19 protein-coding genes and 1 pseudogene are annotated in these 21,198 nt (G+C 69.2%); 5 read left to right on the forward strand and 15 right to left on the reverse strand.

Going from position 1 to position 21,198, the window contains the following annotated elements; translation table 11 throughout:
* Positions 1 to 13: 13 nt before the first annotated feature.
* The 5 genes and pseudogenes from OIB37_RS31900 to OIB37_RS31920 all read right to left on the reverse strand — a co-directional run bounded on the left by OIB37_RS31900 (position 14) and on the right by OIB37_RS31920 (position 4,482).
* Entirely contained in the window at positions 14 to 676 is a 663-nt protein-coding gene (locus OIB37_RS31900) for a response regulator transcription factor (RefSeq protein WP_330461074.1), read from the reverse strand.
* Entirely contained in the window at positions 661 to 1,989 is a 1,329-nt protein-coding gene (locus OIB37_RS31905) for a sensor histidine kinase (RefSeq protein WP_330461075.1), read from the reverse strand. Before OIB37_RS31905 ends, OIB37_RS31900 begins: the two co-directional genes overlap by 16 nt.
* Positions 1,990 to 2,710: 721 nt before the next feature.
* Positions 2,711 to 2,848: pseudogene (locus tag OIB37_RS31910) on the reverse strand (PBSX family phage terminase large subunit); the annotation flags it as partial.
* A 567-nt stretch (positions 2,849 to 3,415) separates the two neighbouring features.
* Positions 3,416 to 3,724, reverse strand: coding sequence for a transposase (locus tag OIB37_RS31915; protein WP_330461076.1), 309 nt, complete (start codon positions 3,722 to 3,724; stop codon positions 3,416 to 3,418).
* On the reverse strand, positions 3,721 to 4,482 hold the full coding sequence (locus tag OIB37_RS31920) for an IS110 family transposase (RefSeq protein WP_330461077.1): 762 nt from the start codon (positions 4,480 to 4,482) through the stop codon (positions 3,721 to 3,723). Before OIB37_RS31920 ends, OIB37_RS31915 begins: the two co-directional genes overlap by 4 nt.
* Here OIB37_RS31920 and OIB37_RS31925 point away from each other — a divergent pair.
* On the forward strand, positions 4,430 to 6,001 hold the full coding sequence (locus OIB37_RS31925; RefSeq protein ID WP_330461078.1) for an SIMPL domain-containing protein: 1,572 nt from the start codon (positions 4,430 to 4,432) through the stop codon (positions 5,999 to 6,001). The two genes, OIB37_RS31920 and OIB37_RS31925, sit on opposite strands and share 53 nt — an antisense overlap.
* Before the next feature lie 54 nt (positions 6,002 to 6,055).
* Here OIB37_RS31925 and OIB37_RS31930 read toward each other — a convergent pair whose 3' ends face one another.
* The 8 genes from OIB37_RS31930 to OIB37_RS31965 form a co-directional block, all read right to left on the reverse strand.
* Entirely contained in the window at positions 6,056 to 6,844 is a 789-nt protein-coding gene (locus OIB37_RS31930) for a DUF5655 domain-containing protein (protein WP_330461079.1), read from the reverse strand.
* A 342-nt stretch (positions 6,845 to 7,186) separates the two neighbouring features.
* Complete coding sequence (locus OIB37_RS31935) at positions 7,187 to 7,504, reverse strand: EthD family reductase (protein WP_330461080.1); 318 nt, start codon at positions 7,502 to 7,504, stop codon at positions 7,187 to 7,189.
* Complete coding sequence (locus tag OIB37_RS31940) at positions 7,501 to 8,070, reverse strand: dihydrofolate reductase family protein (RefSeq protein ID WP_330461081.1); 570 nt, start codon at positions 8,068 to 8,070, stop codon at positions 7,501 to 7,503. Before OIB37_RS31940 ends, OIB37_RS31935 begins: the two co-directional genes overlap by 4 nt.
* A gap of 55 nt (positions 8,071 to 8,125) precedes the next feature.
* Complete coding sequence (locus OIB37_RS31945; RefSeq protein WP_330462048.1) at positions 8,126 to 9,127, reverse strand: sigma-70 family RNA polymerase sigma factor; 1,002 nt, start codon at positions 9,125 to 9,127, stop codon at positions 8,126 to 8,128.
* Positions 9,128 to 9,510: 383 nt separating this feature from the next.
* Positions 9,511 to 10,764, reverse strand: a complete 1,254-nt coding sequence (locus OIB37_RS31950) for a hypothetical protein (RefSeq protein WP_330461082.1) — start codon at positions 10,762 to 10,764, stop codon at positions 9,511 to 9,513.
* 260 nt (positions 10,765 to 11,024) lie between these two features.
* Positions 11,025 to 11,363 (reverse strand): helix-turn-helix domain-containing protein, encoded by a 339-nt coding sequence (locus OIB37_RS31955; RefSeq protein ID WP_330461083.1) that lies wholly within the window; start codon positions 11,361 to 11,363, stop codon positions 11,025 to 11,027.
* Positions 11,360 to 12,427, reverse strand: a complete 1,068-nt coding sequence (locus OIB37_RS31960) for a tyrosine-type recombinase/integrase (RefSeq protein WP_330461084.1) — start codon at positions 12,425 to 12,427, stop codon at positions 11,360 to 11,362. Before OIB37_RS31960 ends, OIB37_RS31955 begins: the two co-directional genes overlap by 4 nt.
* A gap of 873 nt (positions 12,428 to 13,300) precedes the next feature.
* On the reverse strand, positions 13,301 to 13,558 hold the full coding sequence (locus OIB37_RS31965) for a helix-turn-helix domain-containing protein (protein ID WP_330461085.1): 258 nt from the start codon (positions 13,556 to 13,558) through the stop codon (positions 13,301 to 13,303).
* A 507-nt stretch (positions 13,559 to 14,065) separates the two neighbouring features.
* Between OIB37_RS31965 and panD the strand changes: the two genes are divergently transcribed.
* The 3 genes from panD (at position 14,066) to OIB37_RS31980 (ending at position 15,723) form a co-directional block, all read left to right on the forward strand.
* Complete coding sequence (gene panD / locus OIB37_RS31970) at positions 14,066 to 14,485, forward strand: aspartate 1-decarboxylase (RefSeq protein WP_330461086.1); 420 nt, start codon at positions 14,066 to 14,068, stop codon at positions 14,483 to 14,485.
* 33 nt (positions 14,486 to 14,518) lie between these two features.
* A complete protein-coding gene (locus OIB37_RS31975; protein ID WP_330461087.1) occupies positions 14,519 to 14,872 on the forward strand; it encodes a GNAT family N-acetyltransferase in 354 nt (117 codons plus the stop codon).
* Between the two features lie 74 nt (positions 14,873 to 14,946).
* Complete coding sequence (locus OIB37_RS31980) at positions 14,947 to 15,723, forward strand: aspartate/glutamate racemase family protein (RefSeq protein WP_443058230.1); 777 nt, start codon at positions 14,947 to 14,949, stop codon at positions 15,721 to 15,723.
* A gap of 736 nt (positions 15,724 to 16,459) precedes the next feature.
* On the opposite strand, the gene gndA is transcribed toward OIB37_RS31980, so the two are convergent.
* Positions 16,460 to 17,899, reverse strand: a complete 1,440-nt coding sequence (gene gndA, locus OIB37_RS31985) for an NADP-dependent phosphogluconate dehydrogenase (RefSeq protein ID WP_330461088.1) — start codon at positions 17,897 to 17,899, stop codon at positions 16,460 to 16,462.
* Between the two features lie 307 nt (positions 17,900 to 18,206).
* On the opposite strand from gndA, the gene OIB37_RS31990 reads away from it, so the two are divergent.
* Positions 18,207 to 19,499 (forward strand): transglycosylase family protein, encoded by a 1,293-nt coding sequence (locus OIB37_RS31990; RefSeq protein WP_330461089.1) that lies wholly within the window; start codon positions 18,207 to 18,209, stop codon positions 19,497 to 19,499.
* Here OIB37_RS31990 and OIB37_RS31995 read toward each other — a convergent pair.
* Positions 19,489 to 20,970 (reverse strand): DMT family transporter, encoded by a 1,482-nt coding sequence (locus OIB37_RS31995; RefSeq protein WP_330461090.1) that lies wholly within the window; start codon positions 20,968 to 20,970, stop codon positions 19,489 to 19,491. The genes OIB37_RS31990 and OIB37_RS31995 overlap by 11 nt on opposite strands.
* Positions 20,971 to 21,198 lie beyond the last annotated feature (228 nt).

A 21,198-nucleotide genomic window follows, 5' to 3' on the forward strand; every position in this document is an offset into this window, starting at 1 on the left:
GCATCTCCGGGTCTTACTCGGCCCCCCGCGCATTGGCACCGAGGTAGGCGAGCACCGCCCGCACCCGGCGATTGGTGTCGTCGTCGGTGGCCAGGTCCAGCTTGGCGAAGATGGTGGTGGTGTACTTGCTGATCGCGCCCTCACTGAGGAACAGCCGGCCGGCGATCGCGGAGTTGGACAGCCCTTCGGCCATCAGCGCGAGCACTGAGCGTTCCCGCTCGGTGAGGGTGGCGAGCGGATCGGCCCGCTCGGGCCGGCCCAGCAGTTTGGCGACGACCGTGGGGTCGAGGGCCGTCCCCCCGTCAGCGACGCGCTGAAGCGCGTCCATGAACTGCCCGGCGTCCAGAACCCGGTCCTTGAGCTGGTAGCCGATGCCGCCCTGCCCGTCAGCGAGAAGTTCACGCGCGTACAACTGCTCCACGTGCTGCGAGAGGATGAGGACGGGCAGCCCGGGCACGGCCCGGCGGGCGGCGAGCGCGGCTTGGAGCCCCTCGTCGGAGAATGTCGGCGGCAGCCGGACGTCCACGATCGCGACGTCCGGCCGATGCGCGAGCAGCGCCTCAAGCGTGCCGGGCCCTGACTCGGTGGCGGCGACGACGGTGTGCCCGAACGCCTCGACCAGACGCACCAGCCCGTCACGGAGCAGGAAAAGATCTTCGGCTACGACAATTCGCACGGTACCGCCACGGTGATATGAGTGGGTCCGCCGACGGGGCTGTCGATGTCCACGCGCCCGCCGAACGCTGCCATCCGGCGCTCGATGCCGCTCAGTCCGGAGCTTGCGGAGGCGCCGGCCCCGCCGACTCCGTCGTCGCTGACGGTAGCCGTCAACGTGCGTTCCGCGTAACCGAGTTCGACCGTCACCTGCTCGGCGCGGGAGTGCTTGGCCACGTTCGCCAGGAGTTCCGCGACGGCGAAATAGACGGCCGACTCGACGGGCCGCTCAGGCCGAGAGGGCACCTGGCTGCGCACCTCGACGTTCACGGAGGAGTCGAGCGCGAGGGCCCGGACGGCGTCCACCAGCCCGCGTTCGGCGAGCACCGGGGGGTTGATGCCACGGACGAGCGAGCGCAGTTCGGCGAGTGCGGTGGCCGAGGTGGCCCGGACTTGCGCGAGGAGCGCCTTCGCGGCGTCGGGGTTGGTGTCGATGAGTTGCTCGGCCGCGCCCATGGACATGCCCATGGCGACCAGCCTGGCCTGGGCCCCGTCGTGCAGACCCCGCTCGATGCGCTCCAGCTCCGCCGCCTGAGTGTGCGTCAGATCCGCGCGGATGGCCTCCAGTTCCGCCACCCGCCGGCCCAGCCGGGTGCTCGGCACCGGCCCGAGGAACCGCTCCGCCACGGGCCGCAGAATCCGCCACGCGAAGGGGGCGCCGGCCAGGCCCGCCACGATCACGGCGACGCCGTATCCGACGAGACCGGGCGTCAGCGCCATGCGGACGCCGTAAGCGAGCACGAGCGGCGGCAGGACCGCGACCGGCAGCACGGTGACCCCGGCGACCAGCGCCCACACCCCGTCCCAGTGCAGTTGCGGATCGTGGAACCGCGCCTCGACCTTGGCGCGACGGCGGGCCTCCCGCTCGGACCGGTGGTACTCGTGGCCGTCCCACCAGTACCCCGTGGCGACCCGGGTGACCTGCGGGACGGGACGGTAGGACACCTCGATGCGCTGACCGAGCCAGCTCGCCGCGCACCGGCGTGCGGCCTTGGCGAGCGTGCGGCTCATCAGCGAGTGGGTGATCCACAGAGCCAAGGAGATCCAGAGCATCACCACCAGGGTTTCCCCGACGGCCGCCAGCGCGCGCACGACCAGCGGTGCTCCCGCGATCCCCGTGGACCAGGAGTAGGCCACGTGGGAGCCGGCCACTCCGACCGGCACGGCGACGAGGGGGAACACGCAGGTGAGAACGGCCACTACCACAGACCGGTAGAGGCCGAGCCCGATCTCGGCGCACCAACGAAGGGGACCGCCTCCCGGAGGTATCGTCATGCGCCTCATCCTTTCACCACGGTGATCATCGTGTCAGCCGGAGACCGACCGGCCGATACCGGAGAAGGTACGCAGGCCGCCCCGCGCTCGGTATCCCGCTACGCCCCGTCGGGAGTGGGCCTAGCCACACCCCCGCTCGCCCGGCCGGCCGCGCCGCGCTCCGCGGGGGCACGCGAACGCGGGATGGCATCGGACGGTGGAGCATCGGCACCGGGGGAGCCGAGACCGACGGCGCCCGACCGAAGCGGCGGCTCGTAGCCGTCGCAGTGGGCCGGGCTTCGCCCGCCTGCCCTGCTCCCGGTGGGTCTAGGCCCACCCGTCCGTGGGTGTAGCGGGATACCGGGCACAGCTCGGCCTGCGTACCTTTTCAGTGTCAGCCGGGTGTCCCCCGCACCCGGCTGACCGGCGGGCCCCACCCCGGTGAAGACGGTCCTGGCGGCTGATTCGGGGCGAAGCGTTGTGAAGTGGCGGGTGCGGGTGAGGTGGGCGCCGGCGCGGGCGGGCAGGTCGCCGTCCGGCGGTCCCGGCCGACGGGGAACGCGTCGATGGGGTAGCTGTCCCCGGAGGCTCGGGCCCGGTTCGAGAGCGGCGTGGACAGCCGGGACCAGGTCTTCCGGGTTCGGGCTCTACTCGATCTGGAGGTCAGCGGTCCCGTTGCTGGCCGCCACCAGGTGAAGCCGATGGCCGCCGAACCTGAGGTCCAGATTCCTGCCCACCTTCACGCTGAAATGAACGCCAGTAGTGAGGCGATCGTCTTCCCAGACCGGACTGACCCGTGCCACAGGTTGATACGCGCCGTGGCCTGGCCGATGCTGCGGAGTTGCTTACGTGACAGGGGCAACCGGTCGAGGTCGAGCAACGCGGCTCAGCCCCCGGCGGCGCCCCCGTCGTCGTGGGCCTGGTCGTCGTTGACCGCCTGCGTCAGTGCCTCGCCGAGCGTGCCCAACATGCTGCGCACCTGCTCGGCCTTCTCCGCCCTCGTTCCGGCGCGAGGCGCAGCGAGATACCTACGGCGGTCTGTACCGACACGACGATCTTGCGTTGATCGACGAACCGCGGCTGTTCGAGGTCGACGTGTTGCCAGTGATTCCTGATATGTAGCAGGTTCTTGTCAAGGGGCATGGGTATGCGGCCCCTCCTCGCTGAGAGGGGTGTGGGGCTGGCGGGGGCGGACCAGGGTGTGCGTCGGGAACGGGCCGCTCATCTAATGCCGGGCGTGGCCAACAAGGAGCGGGCTGCTCATAGGAATTCCGCGGATCGTTCCTCGCGCTGCACGGTCCCCGGGCTGATGCCCCCGCGAGCGGTTTTCGCGGAGGAGTTGATGGGTGTCAGTCCTCCATGATTGCCAGACTCCAGCACCAGCCGGACAGTTCCCGGGCGACGGCCACGACGCTGATGGTGGAGCGTTTGCGGCAAGCGTCCAGGTTCACCCAGCGCTGGTGCAGGCGCCGGTTGCCCCGTTCGGCGCGTTGCCGGACAGGGGTGGCGACGTGGTCGAGGCGGGCCTGGAGACCGGCGCCGGGGCGTCGATAGGGACGGCGGTGGTGCCAGGCGGCCTCCACCAGGAGCCGTCGGGCATGGTGTTGCCCGTCTTGGTGATACTTCCCTGGCGGCGCTGGCAGCCGGAAGAGTCCTCGCTGGGGACAAGCCCCAGGTAGGAACCGATCGTCGAGCCGGTGAAGCGGTGCCAGTCACCGATCTCGACGGCGAGGCCGAACGCGGTGAAGGTGCTCACCCCGCGCATGCAGGCCAGCCGGCGGGGGCCGGGGCCCAGGCAGGTTGGGCGGCGAGTTCGGTAATGGCAGCATCCAGGCGGGTCCGGCGTGCTTCGAGGGCCAATACCGTCTCCAGGGCCTCGTCGTAGGCGACCCGCAGACCGAACTCGTCGAAGCGGTGGCCGGTCAGCCACTGGTGATGGGCAGCGGTCCAGGCCCTGCCGTCGATGTGGACGATGCCGCGGCGCAGCAGCAGCTTGGCCACGCGGTGGCGGGCGCGCATCAGGTCGGCGCGGACATCGTCGCGGGCCCGGGTGAGGTCCCGGGCAGCCTCCTGTTCCAGATCAGGCACCCGCACCGCGGGCAGCTCGTCCAGGCGCAGCAGTTTCGCGAGCCGCTGGGCATCGCGCTTGTCGGTTTTGATCCGGTCTCCGGTCGGCCGCTCCATTTTCGACGGCGCCGCCACCACGCAGCGGATCCCAGCCTGCTGCAGCGCGCGTGCCAGGACGAAGCCGGTCGGTCCGGCCTCGTAGGCAACCGCGGCCGGCTGCGGCAGACGGCGCACCCAGGCAACCACGTCCGCCGTGTTGACGACGAGCGGGTCGGTGAAGATTTCACCGGTCGTACCGTCCAGTGCCCAGGCCGTGGTGGAGCGGGCATGGACATCCAGGCCGACCGAAGTACGCCGCGGAACAAGGCGCGGGGTTCCATGCCTGCAGGCGCGTGTGATCGGAAAGCAACTCGAACTGACCGCCTCGTTCGGCGATAAGACCGGCATCCGATGGAACGTCGCAGATCCAAAGGTGCACATCCATCTTCAAGGGGACGAGCCCCCGGCTTCCCTGCTTCAGAAACGCCACGAACGCGCGATCCAGGAACGCTGCACCCCGCATTGGGTACCCGGCGAGACAGTCGCGCCGCTGCGCCGCCGCCCGCCTCTGTCCCGTGATGTGATTGCCCAGCATCGGGCGAGCGCGCAGTTGGCAAGCGCGCTACTACGGCGTCCCCGGATGTGGACAGCGCTTGTCGGGCACGACGGGCTCACCGTGAGCAACGCGGTCTCCGAGCACGGGCTGGACTGGACGCTCGAGCGAACTGTGGCAGGCGGGGCGGAACTTCACGATGAACGGCTCGCCGAGCTTCTTCAGGACGCAATCACAGGACCTGACCTGCAAATCCTCGATCACGTCTGCGAGTCGAAGATCTGCACCCTGCGCTTCGTCAGGAAGGGCGCACACGGCGAGGGCTGGAGAGGCATTCTCACCATCCGTACCGAGCACGGGAATTCGGCCACTGGTCGTCCAGGGCGGGCTCTGACCGCCCTGGGTGAGGCGCGAGCCCCCAGCCGCCCGGCACATCGAACCGGCGCCGTGAGCCGACCTGAGCCACAGCGATGTTTCGTTCTGACATCGGGCCCCTCGGCCACGGAAGCCAGGCAGGGGCTGACCGCTACCACCGCCGTTCGGCTGGTGAGTACATGGGCTGCTGAAGGTCACGTAGCCGCCGTGCTGACCATCAACGACGGCGACATAGACTTCAGTTCATACAGCACTTACGGCAGAGCCTGGCCGAAAGTCAATGTGCCGCAGCCTGAGGGCCACGTTATGCGCTGGAATCGCCTGCGCTTGACGCCGGGTAACGATCAAGCCTGGAGAGCGAGCCTGAATCCGGGCGGCGGCCTTTTCTCCGTCGTAGAAGAAGAAGCCATCGATGCCGCTCTCGACGCTGCACGCGAGCGCTGCAGTCGCATCCTCGTCTTGGATGAGCGACCGTCCGCCTGGGAAGGCGGACTCGCGAACAAGGGGATTGACGGCGTGATCTTTGCCTTCGGCGCCAGCGAGTATCCGAGGAGGACGACGACCCCGGCATGGCGCCGCGCGGTTGACGGAGACCGTGCCGTGGCTCTCGACCCGGAGGACTCCGCAGCCCTTTGGCGAGAACGTCACCTCGGCCAACATGACCTGTCACGACTGCCTCTGGCAGGGCTCGTGCTTCTCCACAATCGTAAGGAACAAACGCCTTCGGATGCCTTCACGGAGCAAGTGGAAGATCATCTCAGCCGCTACGGAACACCCGTGCTCGGATGGCTCCCTCCTGAGCCCGGAGAAGAGCGTCTTCTGCCCAGCGACGCGACGAAGACTGCCCTCGACCACATGAGCCTAGAGGACCGAGCACGCGAGATTGCGGCAGCTTCAGCTATCGGCAGCAAACTGTGGTGGACTCACATCGAACGCCGCTCTGAGCCGCCGGTGGGGTCAGGACACCCCCGTTACTGGCCACATTCAAGGGGCGTCTGAGCGGATGCCGGATGGCGTGGCAAGTCGCATTGACGCGCCACGCCCTCCGAGGGTTCAGGCCGCCTCGAACGCCCGCCGGATCAACGGTGCCGCCTTCTCCAGGTCGGCGGCCGAGGCGAGGCGTACCTCCAGGTCCCCGGTCCCGAGGTGCCCGATGCCGCGCATATCCCTGGTGAATCCCTCCTCCAGCACGACAGTGTCCGGGTCGAGTCTGAGGTAGACCAAGATCACCTCATGCTTCGGACGGAAGATCACCGACGCGACGTTCACCAGCCGTCGGTAAGCGATGTAGTGCCGCAGAGGCGCCACCTCGACCTCGCCCCACGCCGTGAGCGCGTCGTCCAGCTCCGCGAACAGGTCCCGCAGGCACTCCGGGACGAGACCAGCGCCCGCCGCCGCGGAAGCCCCCGGAGCCGCTGGCACGCTGGTGGCCGCGACATCCCGCTCCCTGGGCCGCCGAGACGAAGCAGCGATCCCCGAACCGGGCGAGGAGTCCACGAGCAGCAGGCTCAACAGGCCGCCCTCGAAGACGCGGTAGCGCACCAGATCGATCCGCTCGGGCAGCCGCTGCACAGCCACACGATCGTGGTGAGAGAAGCTGGCCGCGATGCAGACCATCCGCGGCCGACGCCAGTCGATGGACTCGGCAGCCTCCGCACCGAGCACCTTTCGAACGAGCGCCTCGACCTCGTGATGTGCGGAGTCCAGCCAGGACAGGTACGAGACAGCCTGCGACAGAACCCCGCTGTCGGACCCCTTCTTGTACTCGATCACCACCAGGCTGCCGTTCTCGTCCAGCCCCAGGGTGTCGATCCGGCCCCGATGCAATCCCCGCGAGTTCACGTTTTCTGAAGGTGTCGAAGTCTGAACTGTAGGTGCTGTTTGGGGATTCGGAGGCTCTCTGACCGTGGGTTACAGCGGGCCAGCTCTGCAATTCCCCATGGACGGCCGGTCGCCAGTTCACGCGGGGTAGTCGCGATGGTGCATGGAGCGGCTGCGGTCGATGGGCCACGCGCTGCGCATACGACTCTTCTGCGGCGGTCCGCTCCCCGCTGACGGTTTGCTGTCACTCGCCCGAGGTCGCCAGCCGCTTGTTTTGCGATGCTCGGGCGAGCAGACGTCTTCGAAGGCTCCAGCGGGAACGAACCAGTGAACCTCGTTCACCTTCGTCGCGCGGAGATGCGCCTACAGCAGGTTCTCGTCGGCCCTGTAGATCATGCTGCGGACCGGGGCGAGTTCTTGGAGGTGGGCCGCATCGGCTGCGGTGGCGTGCCCTTCGGGAGAGGCGAAGGCCGCGCGTAGTTCCTCCGGCGTGTCCCATTCCAATTCGGCGACCAGGTAGTACGGTTCGCCGCCGCGTACGGCGGCCACGTCGCGGCCGAGCGTATAGCGGCGCAGTCCTGGGAGCTGGCGTGCGAGCGGGATGTGGACGTCGTGGTAGTGCCGGTCGAATGCGGTGGGGTTGGCGGGCGTGTCGTACAGGGCCATGAAGCGGGCGGTCATCGGGCGGCCTTCCGGTGGCGGGTGAGGACGGCGGCGCCGACCTGTTCCGCGGACAGGCATTCCAACTCCGCGTGAGGGCCGGCGGCTGGGAAGAGCCGGCCGCCCGTGCCCAGGACGGTGGGGAAGGTCAGCAGGCGGTACTCGTCGATCAGGTCCTCGGCCATGAGCTGGTGCACGAGGCTGAGGCTGCCGGTGATGACCACGTCGCGTGGTTCGCTCTTGACGGCATCGACGACGTCATCTGTCAGGACCCGCGAGTTCGCCCACGCTGCGGTGTCGACGTCGGCGTCGGTGAGCATGCGGGAGGCGACCAGTTTCGGGACGGCGTTCATGCGTACGGCGAACGGGTCGTCGCGTCCGGGCCACAGCCGCGAGAAGAGCTGCCAGGTCGCGCGCCCGAGCAGCAGGACCCCGTCGTCCAGAGTGCGGCCGAGCCGGAACTTGTCTCCGGCGACGGCTTCACGGCCGTGCCGGAACGCCCAGCCGCCCAGCGGCGTGCCCGCAGAGCCGTCGGGGTCGGACACGATCCCGTCCAGGGTGATGAACTCGATGACGATGACGCTCACAGTGAATCCTTTCGGCCAGATGCTCACCGGTACATACCGGCGGCATCTGCTGGACTCATCGCTCCTGCGGGAAATCGTCGACGAAAATCTGCAGCGGCAACTTGAAGGCGTCGAAGACGCGCGGGTCGGCGAAGACGACGTTGTGCGTGACCTGGCCGCCGGTGATGGTGAGCACCTGGAGGGTGTGCAGCCGGTGCCCGCCGCCGGGCTCCGGCGCGTACGCTGCGAGCATCGGCTGCCCGTTCGCCGTGAGCTGCCGCATGACCCAGCCGGTTCCGCGCGTCCGGAAGACTCGGGCCAGGAACAGGCCGTAGTCGCTTCTGCGCCGGTACCACAGCGGGACCGGCGGCATCTCCAGGACCGCGTCGTCGGCCAGCAGCCGCACCAGTGCGGGCACGTCGGCTGCCTCGAACGCCCGCACGTACCGCTGGACCACCGCCCGCACCTCGGGATCGTCCGGTTCGCACACCGCATCGAGATCACCCACACCCGCGAGGGTGGCACGTGCGCGTTGCAGCGTGCTGTTGACCGCCGTGACCGTGGTTCCCAGCTGTTCGGCGACCTCGGCCGCGGTGAACTCCAGCACTTCCCGCAGCACCAGCACGGCGCGCTGCCGCGCCGGAACGGCCTGCACCGCCGCCACCCACGCCAGGCGCAGGTCGGCCCGCGCCTGCACGTCGAACCGCGCGTCGGGAAACGGCTCCATCCAGGGGACGTCGAGCGCCGGCGCCAGCGGCGCCTCCGGATCGTCGCTCGGCGCGCCCAGCCCGGAGGGCAGCGGGCGCCGACCGCGTCCTTCCAGCGCGGTCAGGCACGCGTTGGTTGCGATCCGATACAGCCACGTCCGCACCGACGCGCGCGCCGGGTCGTACCGCTCCCGGGCCTTCCAGGCACGCAGCAACGTCTCCTGAACCACGTCCTCGGCCTCGTGAAACGAACCCAGCATCCGGTAGCAGAACGCCAGCAGCTCACCCCGGTACGGCTCGAAATCCACGAGCTCATCATGCCGTACGCCGGTCTCGGCCTGCCCAAGAACACACTTCGGCGGAACTGACAGGCTGCGTACGGCCACTCAGCCACTCTCAACGTCCTCCTGGGCCGTTCCGGCTGTTCCCCGGAACTGGTAGAGCGGCGAGAGGCAGCCACGATCGGCCCCACGAGACAGGCCCCCGTGCTCTCGGCTCTCAAGAACAAGCCCAAACTCACGTTCCGCTTTGGAACACCGACTCGGCGACTTTATGCAGTCCCTCGCGGCCACTTGACTTCCCGTCAAGTGGCCGCGAGCGGGGAACTGGAACTGGCCACCGACACGTGGGTTCGCAGGCTACCCGGTTGTCGTTTCGATGCCTGCTGGGCTGGCCGCGCGGGTGTAACGCAAGCTGGCCTGGGCGCTGAGGTTGAACATGGTGGCGATGCGGAGGGGATCGGGTCCGGCGGCGATCACTTCTTCGAGGACCCGGTCCTGGCGGAGGCTGTCGGCCGTGGCGGGCAGCCCCTTGAAAGGCGCTTGAGCCAGAAGTCGCTTACTGGACTCTCCCTCTTGGCTGTCTGCTGGGTGAGGAGGAGATGAGGGTTTGCCGAGTCCGGCCAGCGGGCGTCACGGTAGCGCCCGTACTTGCGGATGGCTTCGGCGGCGAAGTCGTCAAGGGGCCGGCTGACCTCGCCCCGCCGGAGGCGCCCGGTGCTCAGCTCGATGTCGGAGTCGTGGAGCATTCTGATCTCGTGCGGGAAGAGGGCGTGGATGCCGGCAAGGGCGACGACGGCCAGGAGGGCCGGGCTCTCAGCCGCGGCTCTGGCCACTTGTTGGAGCTGGTCTTGCGCGACCGGTGTGGGCGGGTTGACGAGGGTGTTGCCGGGCCCGATGCGTCGGGCTGGGTCGGCGAAGATCAGCCGCTGTGACTTGAGCGTCTTGAACATGTCCCGGAGCGCGACGATTTCGCGCTGGACGTTGTTCCGTTTGGACAGCCAGTCAGTGATGTCCTCGGGGGTGACCTGCCTCAATGTCGAGTATCGGGGGGCACAGTACTGGGCGGTGAACGGGACGATCAGCCGCAGGTGGATGTCGACTGTGTGAGGTGACCTGGGGCGGCGGCGGAGGGCTCCGTTGCGGAGGATGTCGAAGTAGGCGGTCACCTCGACGCGTATCTGCTCGGGAAGCACTGCGAGGTGAGCTCTGACCAGTTGTTCGAGGGGGTCGGGTGCGTCGTCGAGCAGGATGTCGAGATCGTCGAGCATGTCGATGAGATGGACCGCGGGAACATCGATGTCCCGAGACAGTGCGTGCACCGTGGTGGCCTTGATCCTTTCGGAAGGCTGGTGCAGGGCCGAGAGGATCATCAAGCCGCACTTCACGCGCTTGATGGTGCAGTGGTTCCAGCCCCGTACCGCCGCGACGTGCCTGGCCCGATCGACGAGGAAGTCCGCATATCCGGGATCTGCCGGGGTGAATCCTGTCCAGGAGCGCCCCTTCGAGCCGTTCGGGTTCCGATAGCGCCGGAAGTCCCGGACCGGCTCGAAGAGCGTGAGTTGGATGCTCTCGGGCGGCTTCAGCAGCAGGGGGTGTCTGTCCGGCGTCTCGCTCGGCAACTCAGGCATCTCCGCTGTTCTTGCGGTGAGGTGGTGGCGCCGCTTCCATTTGATCAGGTCAGCGAGAAACGTCTGATGCCCGGTTACGGCCGCGACCGTGAGATCCAACCGAGCCCCGCGGCCGGCTGACGGGACCTTGATACGGCCGACGACGAATGCGGCCTGGTGACGGCAGGCCCGGCAGACTCCGTCACGCAGGGGGACGGTCGCGCTGCACGTGCCGCACGAGTCGGCAGGGTACTTGTACCACCATGCCCTGCACGCATAGCAGAGGATCTTCGAGCCGCCCCGGTTGGGGTGAAGGCCCCAGGCCATGCAGACCTCGCAACTCTCGGGCGCCCCAAGCCCCTTGGCCTTCGCTTCCTTCGTCACAGCGGCGGCATCAAGTTGCGGGAGGCCGGGCCTCCGCCGCTCCGACGACGGTTCTCGCCAACAGCGGGACGGATGGCCGCCGTGCTTTCAGCCTGCTCCGGTCGTTTCGCGCGGGCCTTCTCAGGCTCACGGACAAGCAGATCGCTGGGCTCACATTGCAGCACCTCGCAGATCACGTCGAGATCGTCCAGGCGGATGGTCACCGGCTGTCCGGCCCACAGGTTGGACATCTTGCCGGCGCTGATCACCAAGCCCGCGTCGGCCAGCATGCGCTGGAGTTCGGAGGACTTCCAGATGTCCCGCTTCGCCGCGGTCATCCGTAGGTTCCACTTCATGACGCTCCTCCGAATCGCGCCCGTCCACGCTCACCGGCACGGACCCACGCGTCTTCGACGTGGGTCTGGTTGACGTGTACGTAGATCATGGTGGTGTTGATCCACTTATGGCCAAGCAGCTCTTGGATCGCCACCACATCCATGCCCTGACGGTAGAGCTCCGAGGCAGCGAAGTGCCGAAGCGTATGCGGCGTCAGCTTGCCTGCCTGGGAAGGGAGGTGCTGGGCGACCATCCTCTTCAGATGCAGGCGGAGCGTATCTGTATCCACCCGCAGGCTCGAGCCGTCTGCGGCCCGCCGCTCCGAGGGGAACAACGGCGCCTGTGGCTCATCCACCCGATCGTCGTACTGCCAGCGGGGGCCGTCGACCCACCACTCCAACAGCGAACGGCTCCCGTTGATCAGCGGAACGAGCCGTTCCTTCTTCTTGCCGCGCCTCCCCTTGCCCCGCAGAAGGATCTTCCCGAACTGGCCGAGCTCCCAGTGGATATCGTCGACGTTCGCCAGGCACAGCTCCGAGACCCGGGGACCTATCAGACTCGCCAGCCTCATCGCGGTGTAACTCCGGACGATCGACAACGGTTTACGCGCCTGCGGCACCTCGTCACGCCAAGCCGAGAACAGATGGTCGACCTCCCTGAGCGGCGGCGGAATCCGCAACCGGGACAGGGCCGATCCACGGGGCCGGTTGATCTCATCCAACGGCGACTCGACGACATAGCCGGTTGCCCTGTGGATGGCGGGCTTGTGCCGTAGTTCAAGGAACTCGAAGTACACGCTGAGAGAGTGCGCCTTGTGAACCTTCGTGGCATGAGCCAGGCCCTGTTGATGTCGACCGAAGAACCGGTCCAGATCGCGAGGTTCCATCTCCCACAGCGGGCGCGTGAACCATGAACGTACTTCGACGATCACGCTGACATCGCCGGCGACCGTCCCGTCGCTGGTGCCGGCCGAAGCGCGGGCGAGCACGAACTCAGACAACAGATCCTGCTCGAAGGCCGCGACCTCCTCCGGCGTCGTCAAGCGCAGTTCCGGATGCATGTCTCGCACGATCGCCAGGGACACGGAACCTCCAGCTCGACCATTTGACCAACTGATCGGACTGAAGGATAACATCTCGGGAATCATGAGATTTCATCGGGGTGGACAACCTCCCGCGTGGGACGGATAGACCTCCAGGTCAGGCACACGCTGCGGCGAGACCACGCTCCGGTGCACTTGGGGAACCCTCAGGAGGAGAGTCACATGGCCCGGTTGGGTACTCCGACGCCAGGAAGCGGATGCCAAGCATCGCCTCCAAGCCGGCCTCTACCCGCCGCTGCAGCTCCACCTCCAGCGCCACCGTCGAACCGGACAGCTCGACGTCACGCCCGTCCGCATCTCGCCGGAACAACATCAACTCGGCCACCAGCGCCCCTCCCTGCTACCTGCAAGAGGACCAATCGACGGGAGGCTCCAGGTATTCCGCGTCCGGGCGACCGAGACGGCTGCATGCCCAGCTCTTTCGCCTGTCGCGCACGCGTGCCACCCCTGGGGGCAGGTGCGGGCTGCGGTCGCGGAGTTCCCGCAGCGTACACAGGCTGGCGGTCATCGGCCTACGCGTACCTCCCCATCAGAGGGGCCCTGCAACGGTGTCCGCGCCGTCGCGGACACCTCGTGCTGGGGCCGCCATCCGGGGACAGGCTGGGGACTTTCAAGTCTTTCCCGGGGACTTTCCGCCGCGTAAGCAGGGAAGGCCCTGACAGCACTGAAAGATACGCACGCGCTGGTCAGGGTCTGTTTCCCTAGCACTCGATGATGTTCACCGCGAGCCCGCCCCGCGCCGTCTCCTTGTGCTTGACGTACAAGTGACAGAATCGCTTGGGAGTAGCCAGGGTGCAAGCGTCTCGGCAGCGGGCATGGATGCATGCATCGGTAGGCAGTCACGAGAGATCGTGACTAATGGACCTTCTGCTGCTCCAGCCATTTGAAGACCTGACTCCTCCTGTAAAGAACCTTGGCATTTTTTCCACGGCCGAGTTTGTAGCCTTTCAGGCCCAACTTCGAGGCTTCCCTGTAGACCCAGCTCGTCGACATATTGAGCATCGTTGCCACTTCGGACGTGTCCATGAGGATGGGCTCACCCGTGTGGTGGCTCGGCGGTGATTTGAGGGCGGCGCAAGTTTTGGTGGCGGATATTTGCGGTTCCGCATCCATGGTTGCTCCATTAGATAGGGTCGGGTCTGGTGTCGTATGAGAATTGAACTCAGTTTGGCTGTATACCCAGGCTCAGGCAGCGCTCGCCAAGGGTTAGCGTCAAACTTTCCCGCGGGCACCAATGATGGTTGTGGGAAATCCCGGTTTTGCTAGGCCGGAAACTTCTGTTATGTGACCGGCGCGAACCGATCGGGGTTGGGGAGCTGGCGGGCCCGGATTGTTGAGTCGGTCTCCCCCAGTGCAGACGTGATCGACCACCTGCGTGACGCTGTCTGGCTGCGTACGCTGCTGTGTGCCGATCGCGGGGTGGGGGCGCAGGGGTGAGCAACAACCCTGGGTGCCTCCCGATAGTGAACTGACGGATCGTCAGGAAAGTCAGCAAGTGGTCAGCATGAGTCCTGACAAACCTAGGGACTACTACCCGAACATGCGACTCGCTGTAGAGTGGGAAAACAGCCCTTGACCTGCGAAAACGCAGGCAGGGAGCCTACTTGCAGGAGTGCACCCATGTTCCGTACTATGTTCAAGTCCAAGATCCACCGCGCCACCGTCACCCAGGCCGACCTGCACTACGTGGGGTCCGTCACCATCGACGCCGATCTGTTGGACGGCGCCGATCTGCTGCCCGGTGAGCTGGTGCACATCGTGGACATCACCAATGGGTCCCGCCTGGAGACGTACGTCATCGAGGGGGAGCGCGGGTCCGGAGTGATCGGGATCAACGGGGCGGCCGCCCATCTCGTACAGCCCGGGGACCTGGTGATCATCATCAGCTACGCTCAGGTCAGCGATGCCGAGGCGCGGGAGATGCGGCCGAAGGTCGTGCACGTCGACGGCGACAACAGGATCGTCGCCCTCGGTGCCGACCCGTCCGAGCCGGTGCCCGGTTCGGACCAGGAGCGCAGCCCGCAGGCCGTCTCGGCCTGAGCGGGGGACGACGGACCAGGAGCGTGCGTGCCGATGACCGGGAACGACATCGAGATCCGTGACGACCGGGCGGCAGGCCGCCTGGAGGCCGTCGGTGACGGCGGCGACGTCTTCGGGCACATCGAGTACTTCGTCCTCGAGTCACCCGCGCGCGCCCTGGTCCCCGTGCACACGATCGTGGAGCCGGCCCATGAGGGCCAGGGCATCGCCGGTGCCCTGGCGCGGGAGCTGTACGCCATCGCGGCACGCGAGGGTGTCCCCGTCGCCCCGCTCTGCCCGTACGTCGTCAAGTGGGCCGAGCGCCACCCCGAGGTGGCCCCGCCCGCCGACCCGGAACTGCTCGAAGCCGCGAAGGACTGGCTGCGGGCGCATCCCGGCCGGTTCTGAGCGGTCCGGCCGGAACAGGTACGACGCGCTGTTCGGCGCGCCGTTCGACATGCCTTCGGGAAGGGACGCCGAAGTTGCTTGCTCTCCTGCACACCTCACCCGTCCACGTCCCGGTCTTCGACGCACTGCGCCGAGCGGACCACCCGGGCCTGGAGCTACGGCACTTCGTCGACGAGGAGTTGCTGGCGCGCGCCCGGCGGGACGGCCCCGACGCGGTGACGGCCGACGTACGGGACGCGCTGCTGCGTGCCGCGGACGCCGGAGCCGCGGCCGTGCTCTGCACCTGCTCCACCATCGGCGCCGTCGCGGAGGCCCAGGCCGGCACGGCCGGTCTGCCGGTGCTGCGCGTCGACCGGCCCATGGCGGCCGCCGCCGTCGCGGCGGGCTCGCGCGTGGTCGTCCTCGCTACCGTCGAGAGCACGGTCGCCCCGACCGTCGCCCTGATCGAAGAGGAGGCGCGGGCCGTCGGGCGGGCCGTGTCCGTCCGTCCCCTCCTGGTCGAGGGGGCCTGGGAACGGTTCGCGGCCGGTGACACCGACGGGTGCGCACAGCGCGTCGCGGCCGTCGCCGACAGCGTCACCGAGGCCGACGCGATCGTCCTGGCCCAGGCCTCGATGACCCCGGCCCAGGACCTGACGACGACCACGATTCCCATACTCTCCAGCCCCCGTCCCGGACTGGCCGCGGCCGCCTCGGCGGCCACTAGGGGGTGTCGTTTGGATCAGCTCGGGTCCGCGGCGTCCGGCACGGCACCTCGCCGCGTTGTCGGGTCAGCCGAGTACGTCCGGTACGCGGCAGATCCTCCGCTTAGCGAGGCACCGCACCGGACGCCGCGGCCTGATCCGACCTGATCCAAACGACACCCCCTAACGCTCGCGAGGCCGCTGAGTACGTACGGGGGACCCATCGGCCGGCTCCGGCAGTCCTCCCGGGTCCGGTCAGCCCTACCGGGTCCGGCAGCTCCACCGGCTCCTACGGGCCCTGAGAGCAGCCCCGAGGAGCCCTGAGGGCAGCCCTGAGGAGTCCCGAGGGGCCCTGGGGGTCTTCCCCGACCTGGCTCATCGGGGTGCGTGGTCGTCCGGCCTCCGGGTAGTCGGGAAGTAGTCCCGCGGCGGCGGCGACGCCCAGTGACTGCCCGGAGGACCCTCATGACGAACCCCTTCCCCGACCCCGTATCCCCGGGACCGCCCCCGGATCCGGGACTCCCGGCCCCGGACCCCTACCCGACCCCGGTACCGCTCCCCGATCCGGGCCCGGAGCCCGCACCGCCTCCGCCGGGCCCCGACCCGACCCCGGCCCCGGCCCCGCCGGCCCCGGGGCCACCGATGCCGGAACCCTCACCGTCCCCGATCCCACCCGGCCCGGAACCCGTACCGAACCCCGAACCCGGCCCGCCCCTCACCTGACACCCAGGTGAGGGGCGGACGTCCCACAAAAGAGCGCGGGGGAGGCGCGGGGAAGGCGCGGGGGGCGTGAGGGGAACGCTGTGACCAGGGCCTCGCCCAGGACCGCGCTCGCGCGACGTCCCCGCCGCCCCGCATCACCCTCTGACGCGCGCGAGCACCGGCGGGCGTCTCGGGCAGGCGGTTAGGCCGAGACCTCCGTACGGTCTCCGCCCCACAGGGTGTGGAACGAGCCGTCCCGGTCCACCCGCCGGTACGTGTGGGCGCCGAAGAAGTCCCGCTGGCCCTGAGTGAGCGCCGCGGGCAACCGCTCCGCGCGCAGCGCGTCGTAGTACGCGAGCGCCGCCGAGAAGCCCGGCGTCGGCACGCCCTCGCGGGTGGCCGCGATCACCACGTCGCGCCAGTCGTCCTGCGCGCCCGCGATCTCCTGCGCGAACGTCTCGTCGGACAGCAGGCTCGGCAGGTCCGGACGGGCGTCGTAGGCGGCGCGGATGCGGTCCAGGAAGGCCGCGCGGATGATGCAGCCGCCGCGCCAGATGGAGGCGACCTCGCCGAGGTCGATGTCCCAGTCGTACTCCTCGCTGCCCGCGGCGATCTCGTGGAAGCCCTGGGTGTAGGAGACGATCTTGGAGGCGTACAGCGCCTGCTCCACCTTGTCGGCGAAGGCGGCCGCCTCCTCCTTGCTCATCGGGGTCGGCGTGGGGCCGGCCAGGCCGCGCGAGGCCTCGCGCAGGGCCGCGTGGCCGGAGAGGGAGCGGGCGAAGACGGCCTCGGCGATGCCGGACACCGGGACGCCCAGGTCGAGGGCGATCTGGACCGTCCAGCGGCCGGTGCCCTTCTGCTCGGCCTGGTCGACCACCACGTCCACGAACGGCTTGCCGGTCGCCTCGTCCACGTGGGACAGCACCTCGGCCGTGATCTCGATCAGGTAGGAGTCGAGGCGGCCGCGGTTCCAGGTGCGGAAGATGTCCGCGATCTCGGCGGGGGAGTACCCGGCGACGTCGCGCAGCAGCTGGTACGCCTCACCGATCAGCTGCATGTCGGCGTACTCGATGCCGTTGTGGACCATCTTCACGAAGTGACCCGCGCCGTCGGGGCCGACATGCGTCACGCAGGGCGCGCCGTCCGACGCCTTCGCGGAGATCTTCTCCAGCATCGGGCCGAGGGAGGCGTACGACTCCGTCGAGCCGCCCGGCATGATGCTCGGTCCGTGCAGCGCGCCCTCCTCGCCGCCGGAGATGCCCGTGCCGACGAAGTGGATGCCCTTCTCGCGCAGCTCCTTCTCCCGGCGCCGGGTGTCCGCGAAGTGCGCGTTGCCACCGTCGATGATCATGTCGCCGGGCTCCAGCAGCGGCGCGAACTCCTGGATCACCGCGTCCGTCGGCTCACCGGCCTTGACCATGATGACCAGACGGCGCGGGCGCTCCAGGGCCGCCACGAACTCCTTGGCGGTCTCCGCCGGGACGAAGTCGCCCTCGTCCCCGAACTCCTCCACCAGCGCGTGCGTCCGCGACGCCGTACGGTTGTGCAGGGCCACGGAGTAGCCGTTGCGCGCGAAGTTCCGGGCGAGATTTCGGCCCATGACCGCGAGGCCCGTGACGCCGATCTGCGCTGAAGTGCTCATACCGCCTGCTCCCTAGCTGCCTTGTGATGACGGTTCCGTCCGCATGGGCCCATGTCCCAGGTCCATCCTGACGTGCCGCCACGACGAGCGCACATGCGACTCGCCACGCTGGTTTACGGATGGAAGGTGCCGCTCGCCTCAGTGCGGAGCGTGATGCGGGCCGAGCGGCCGTGATGCGGGCCGAGCGGTCAACCACGGTGCGTTCCCGGCCACTTGTCCGCGGCATAGGCCGGTTTCCCATCTTGTCATGGCCTGTTCCCAGCCCTTACTTTTGCCCCTCCTGACGCATGTCGAGGGGATTTGGGTCATGGCCGCACGCGGCCGGCATCGCCGGTACCAGCCGAACAGGATCAACCGCGCCTCACTCACCGTCACGGCGGGCGGCGCCGGACTCGCGATCCCGCTGGTCGCCGCGGGCAGCGCCGACGCGGCCGACGTGTCCACCTGGAACAAGGTCGCCGCCTGCGAGTCCAGCGGCGACTGGAGCATCAACACCGGCAACGGCTACTACGGCGGCCTCCAGTTCACCCGGTCCACCTGGGAGGCCTACGGCGGCACCCGGTACGCGCCACGCGCCGACCTCGCCACCCCGGACCAGCAGATCGCCGTCGCCGAGAAGGTCCTGGACGGGCAGGGACCGGGCGCCTGGCCGCTGTGCTCGGTGCGGGCCGGCCTGACCCGGGGCGGCGCCAGCCCCGAGTTCCACACCGGCACCCCGCACCCGCACGCGCACCGCCCCGGAACCCGTACCGACACCGCCGCCACCCGGCCCGCGACGACCGCCTCGGTACGGGACGTAAAGCCGCAGACGACCCCGCAGTCCCGTGCGGGCAGAGCCGAGATGTACACCGTGGTGCACGGGGACACCCTCTCCGGAATCGCCGGCGACCAGCATGTCCACGGCGGCTGGCAGGAGCTGTACACGGCCAACCGGTCGACCATCGGGTCCGACCCCGACCTGATCCTGCCCGGCCAGCGGCTCAGCCTGCGGCCCGGCGTCGCCCCGGCGCCGCACACCGACACCCGCGCCACCCCCAAGTCCCCGGCGAAGAAGGACCCTTCACGGAAGAAGGCCTCGGCGCAGAAGAAGGCGCCCGCGGAGCGGAAGGCGCCCGCCGAGAAGAAGTCGCGTCCCGCGAAGAAGGCGCCCGCGGAGCACCGGACCTCCTCGCACCCCGCGTCCTCCACCCACGGCCACGCCCTCGTCGCCCCGGTGCACGCCGCGATCGGAACCGGCTACCACACGTCCGGCTCGCACTGGTCGAAGGGCTACCACACCGGAGTCGACTTCCTCGTGGGGACCGGCACCTCCGTCCATGCCGTGGCGCCCGGTCACGTGGTGACCGCCGGCTGGGGCGGTTCCTACGGCTACCAGGTGGTCATCCGGCACGCCGACGGCCGCTACACGCAGTACGGCCACCTGTCCGCCATCTCCGTGCGCGCAGGCCAGAGCGTGTCCGAGGGACAGCGCATCGGACGGTCGGGCGCGACGGGGAACGTCACCGGCCCGCACCTGCACTTCGAGGTGCGGACGGGGCCCGGTTTCGGCTCCGACATCGACCCGGTCGCCTACCTCCGGGCCGGCGGCGTCACGATCTGACCTGCGCCCGGTGCCGGTCCAGGAGGGCCAGCGGCACCGGGATGCTCGCGGACAGCGGCTTCTCGGGACCCGGAAGGGTGTCCGGGACGAGATCCGGGACAAAGTCCGGGTCGAGGTCCGGGTCGAGGTTCAGGTCGAGGTCCGGGTCGAGGTTCAGGGCGAGGTCCGGGATCAGGTCCGGCGCAGGATCAGGGGTCACGTCCGGGATCATGTCCGGGACCCCTTCCGGGATCACACCCAGCAGGGCACGCGCGTCGTCGGGGGCGACACCGTCGCCTTCCCCCGCACGCTCGCGACCGCCCTCCGGCGCGTACGCCACGAGCGCACCGTCCAGCGGCACCCGTACGCCGTCCGTGCCGCCCCCGTCCGCCAAGGGCCCCTCTCCCGGCACGGGCCCGTCCGGGTCCCGTTCGGCCTCTCCCACGGCTGCCGCCGCCGACTCCGTCGTCCCCCGTACCGGCTCGCCCTCCGGCGCGACCCGCTGCCGGGGCACGCCCGCGGCCCGTCCGTCCGCACGCGGTGCCGTTGCCGGGATCACTGCCGTACCGACCGTCGTACCCGTGGCCGTACCCAGGTCGGCACCCGCACCGGTATCCGCGCCCGTACCCAGGTCGGCATCCGCGCCCGCACCCGCCCCCGCAGCCCCCTCCAGCCGCTCCGTCGTCAGCAGGATCAGCCCCCCGCCGGCCACCACCCCGCACGCCAGCGCGAGCAACGTGCCCGTGCTGCCGTGGCGGAACGTCTCGCCGAACATCAGGATGCCGACCGCGGCGGCCAGCACCGGGTTGACGACGGTCAGCGTGGCCAGGGGCGAGGCGAGGCCGCCGCCCCGGTAGGAGGCCTGGGAGAGCATGACGCCGGCGACCGAGAACAGGGCGATCACCGCGAGGGAGGGCAGGTCGGAGAGGGCGACTCCGTCGGTCCAGTCCACGGCGACGGTCTTGGTGAACACCGACGACATGCCGAAGGCCGCGCCGGCGCCGGTGGCGAGCAGCGCGCTGCGCACCGCGGGGTGCCGGTGCGCGGCGCGGCCGGCGGCCATCAGCGCCACCACCACCGCGCCCGTGGCCACGGCGACGGCGATCCGCTGGGCGGTGTCGAGGGAGTGCGAGTCTCCGGAGCCGACCAGGGACAGCAGGCCCGCGAGGCCGGCCGTGGCCATGATGGCGCCGCGCCAGGCGGCGGCGCCGGCCCTGCGGCCGACGCACAGCGCCGCCATGGGCAGGGCGAAGACTATGGTCAGCGCGCCCAACGGCTGCACGAGGCTGAGCGGGCCGTAGGCGAGCGCCACGACATGGAGCACGCCGCCGAGCCCGTTCAGCGCCAGCGCCGCCCACCAGCCCGGCCGGCGCAGCGGCACGTACTGCCCGTCGGGGCAGGACAGCGCGACCTGCTCCTGCACGATCGCTCCACCGGCGTAGGCGACGGCGGACACGAACGACAGCAGCACGGACAGCGCGAGGGCGCTCATCGGCGTCTCCTCAGCGGGAGGCGGGCCCGCCGGGCCCGGCGCGGCGTACGGTCGGCTTCCATGGTCGACACTGTGCCCGCTCGAACCCCGTCAAGTCGTCGTACCTGAGCACGCAATGGGTCCTACTGCCGATGGAGTACAACAGCCACCCGATCATCCCCAAGAGGGGTGACTCGGGGTGGAGACCCCGAGTCCGGCCCTGCTGTCGGGCCTGGTAGTAGTGCTGTT

Source organism: Streptomyces sp. NBC_00820 (assembly GCF_036347055.1).
GTDB lineage: Bacteria > Actinomycetota > Actinomycetes > Streptomycetales > Streptomycetaceae > Streptomyces.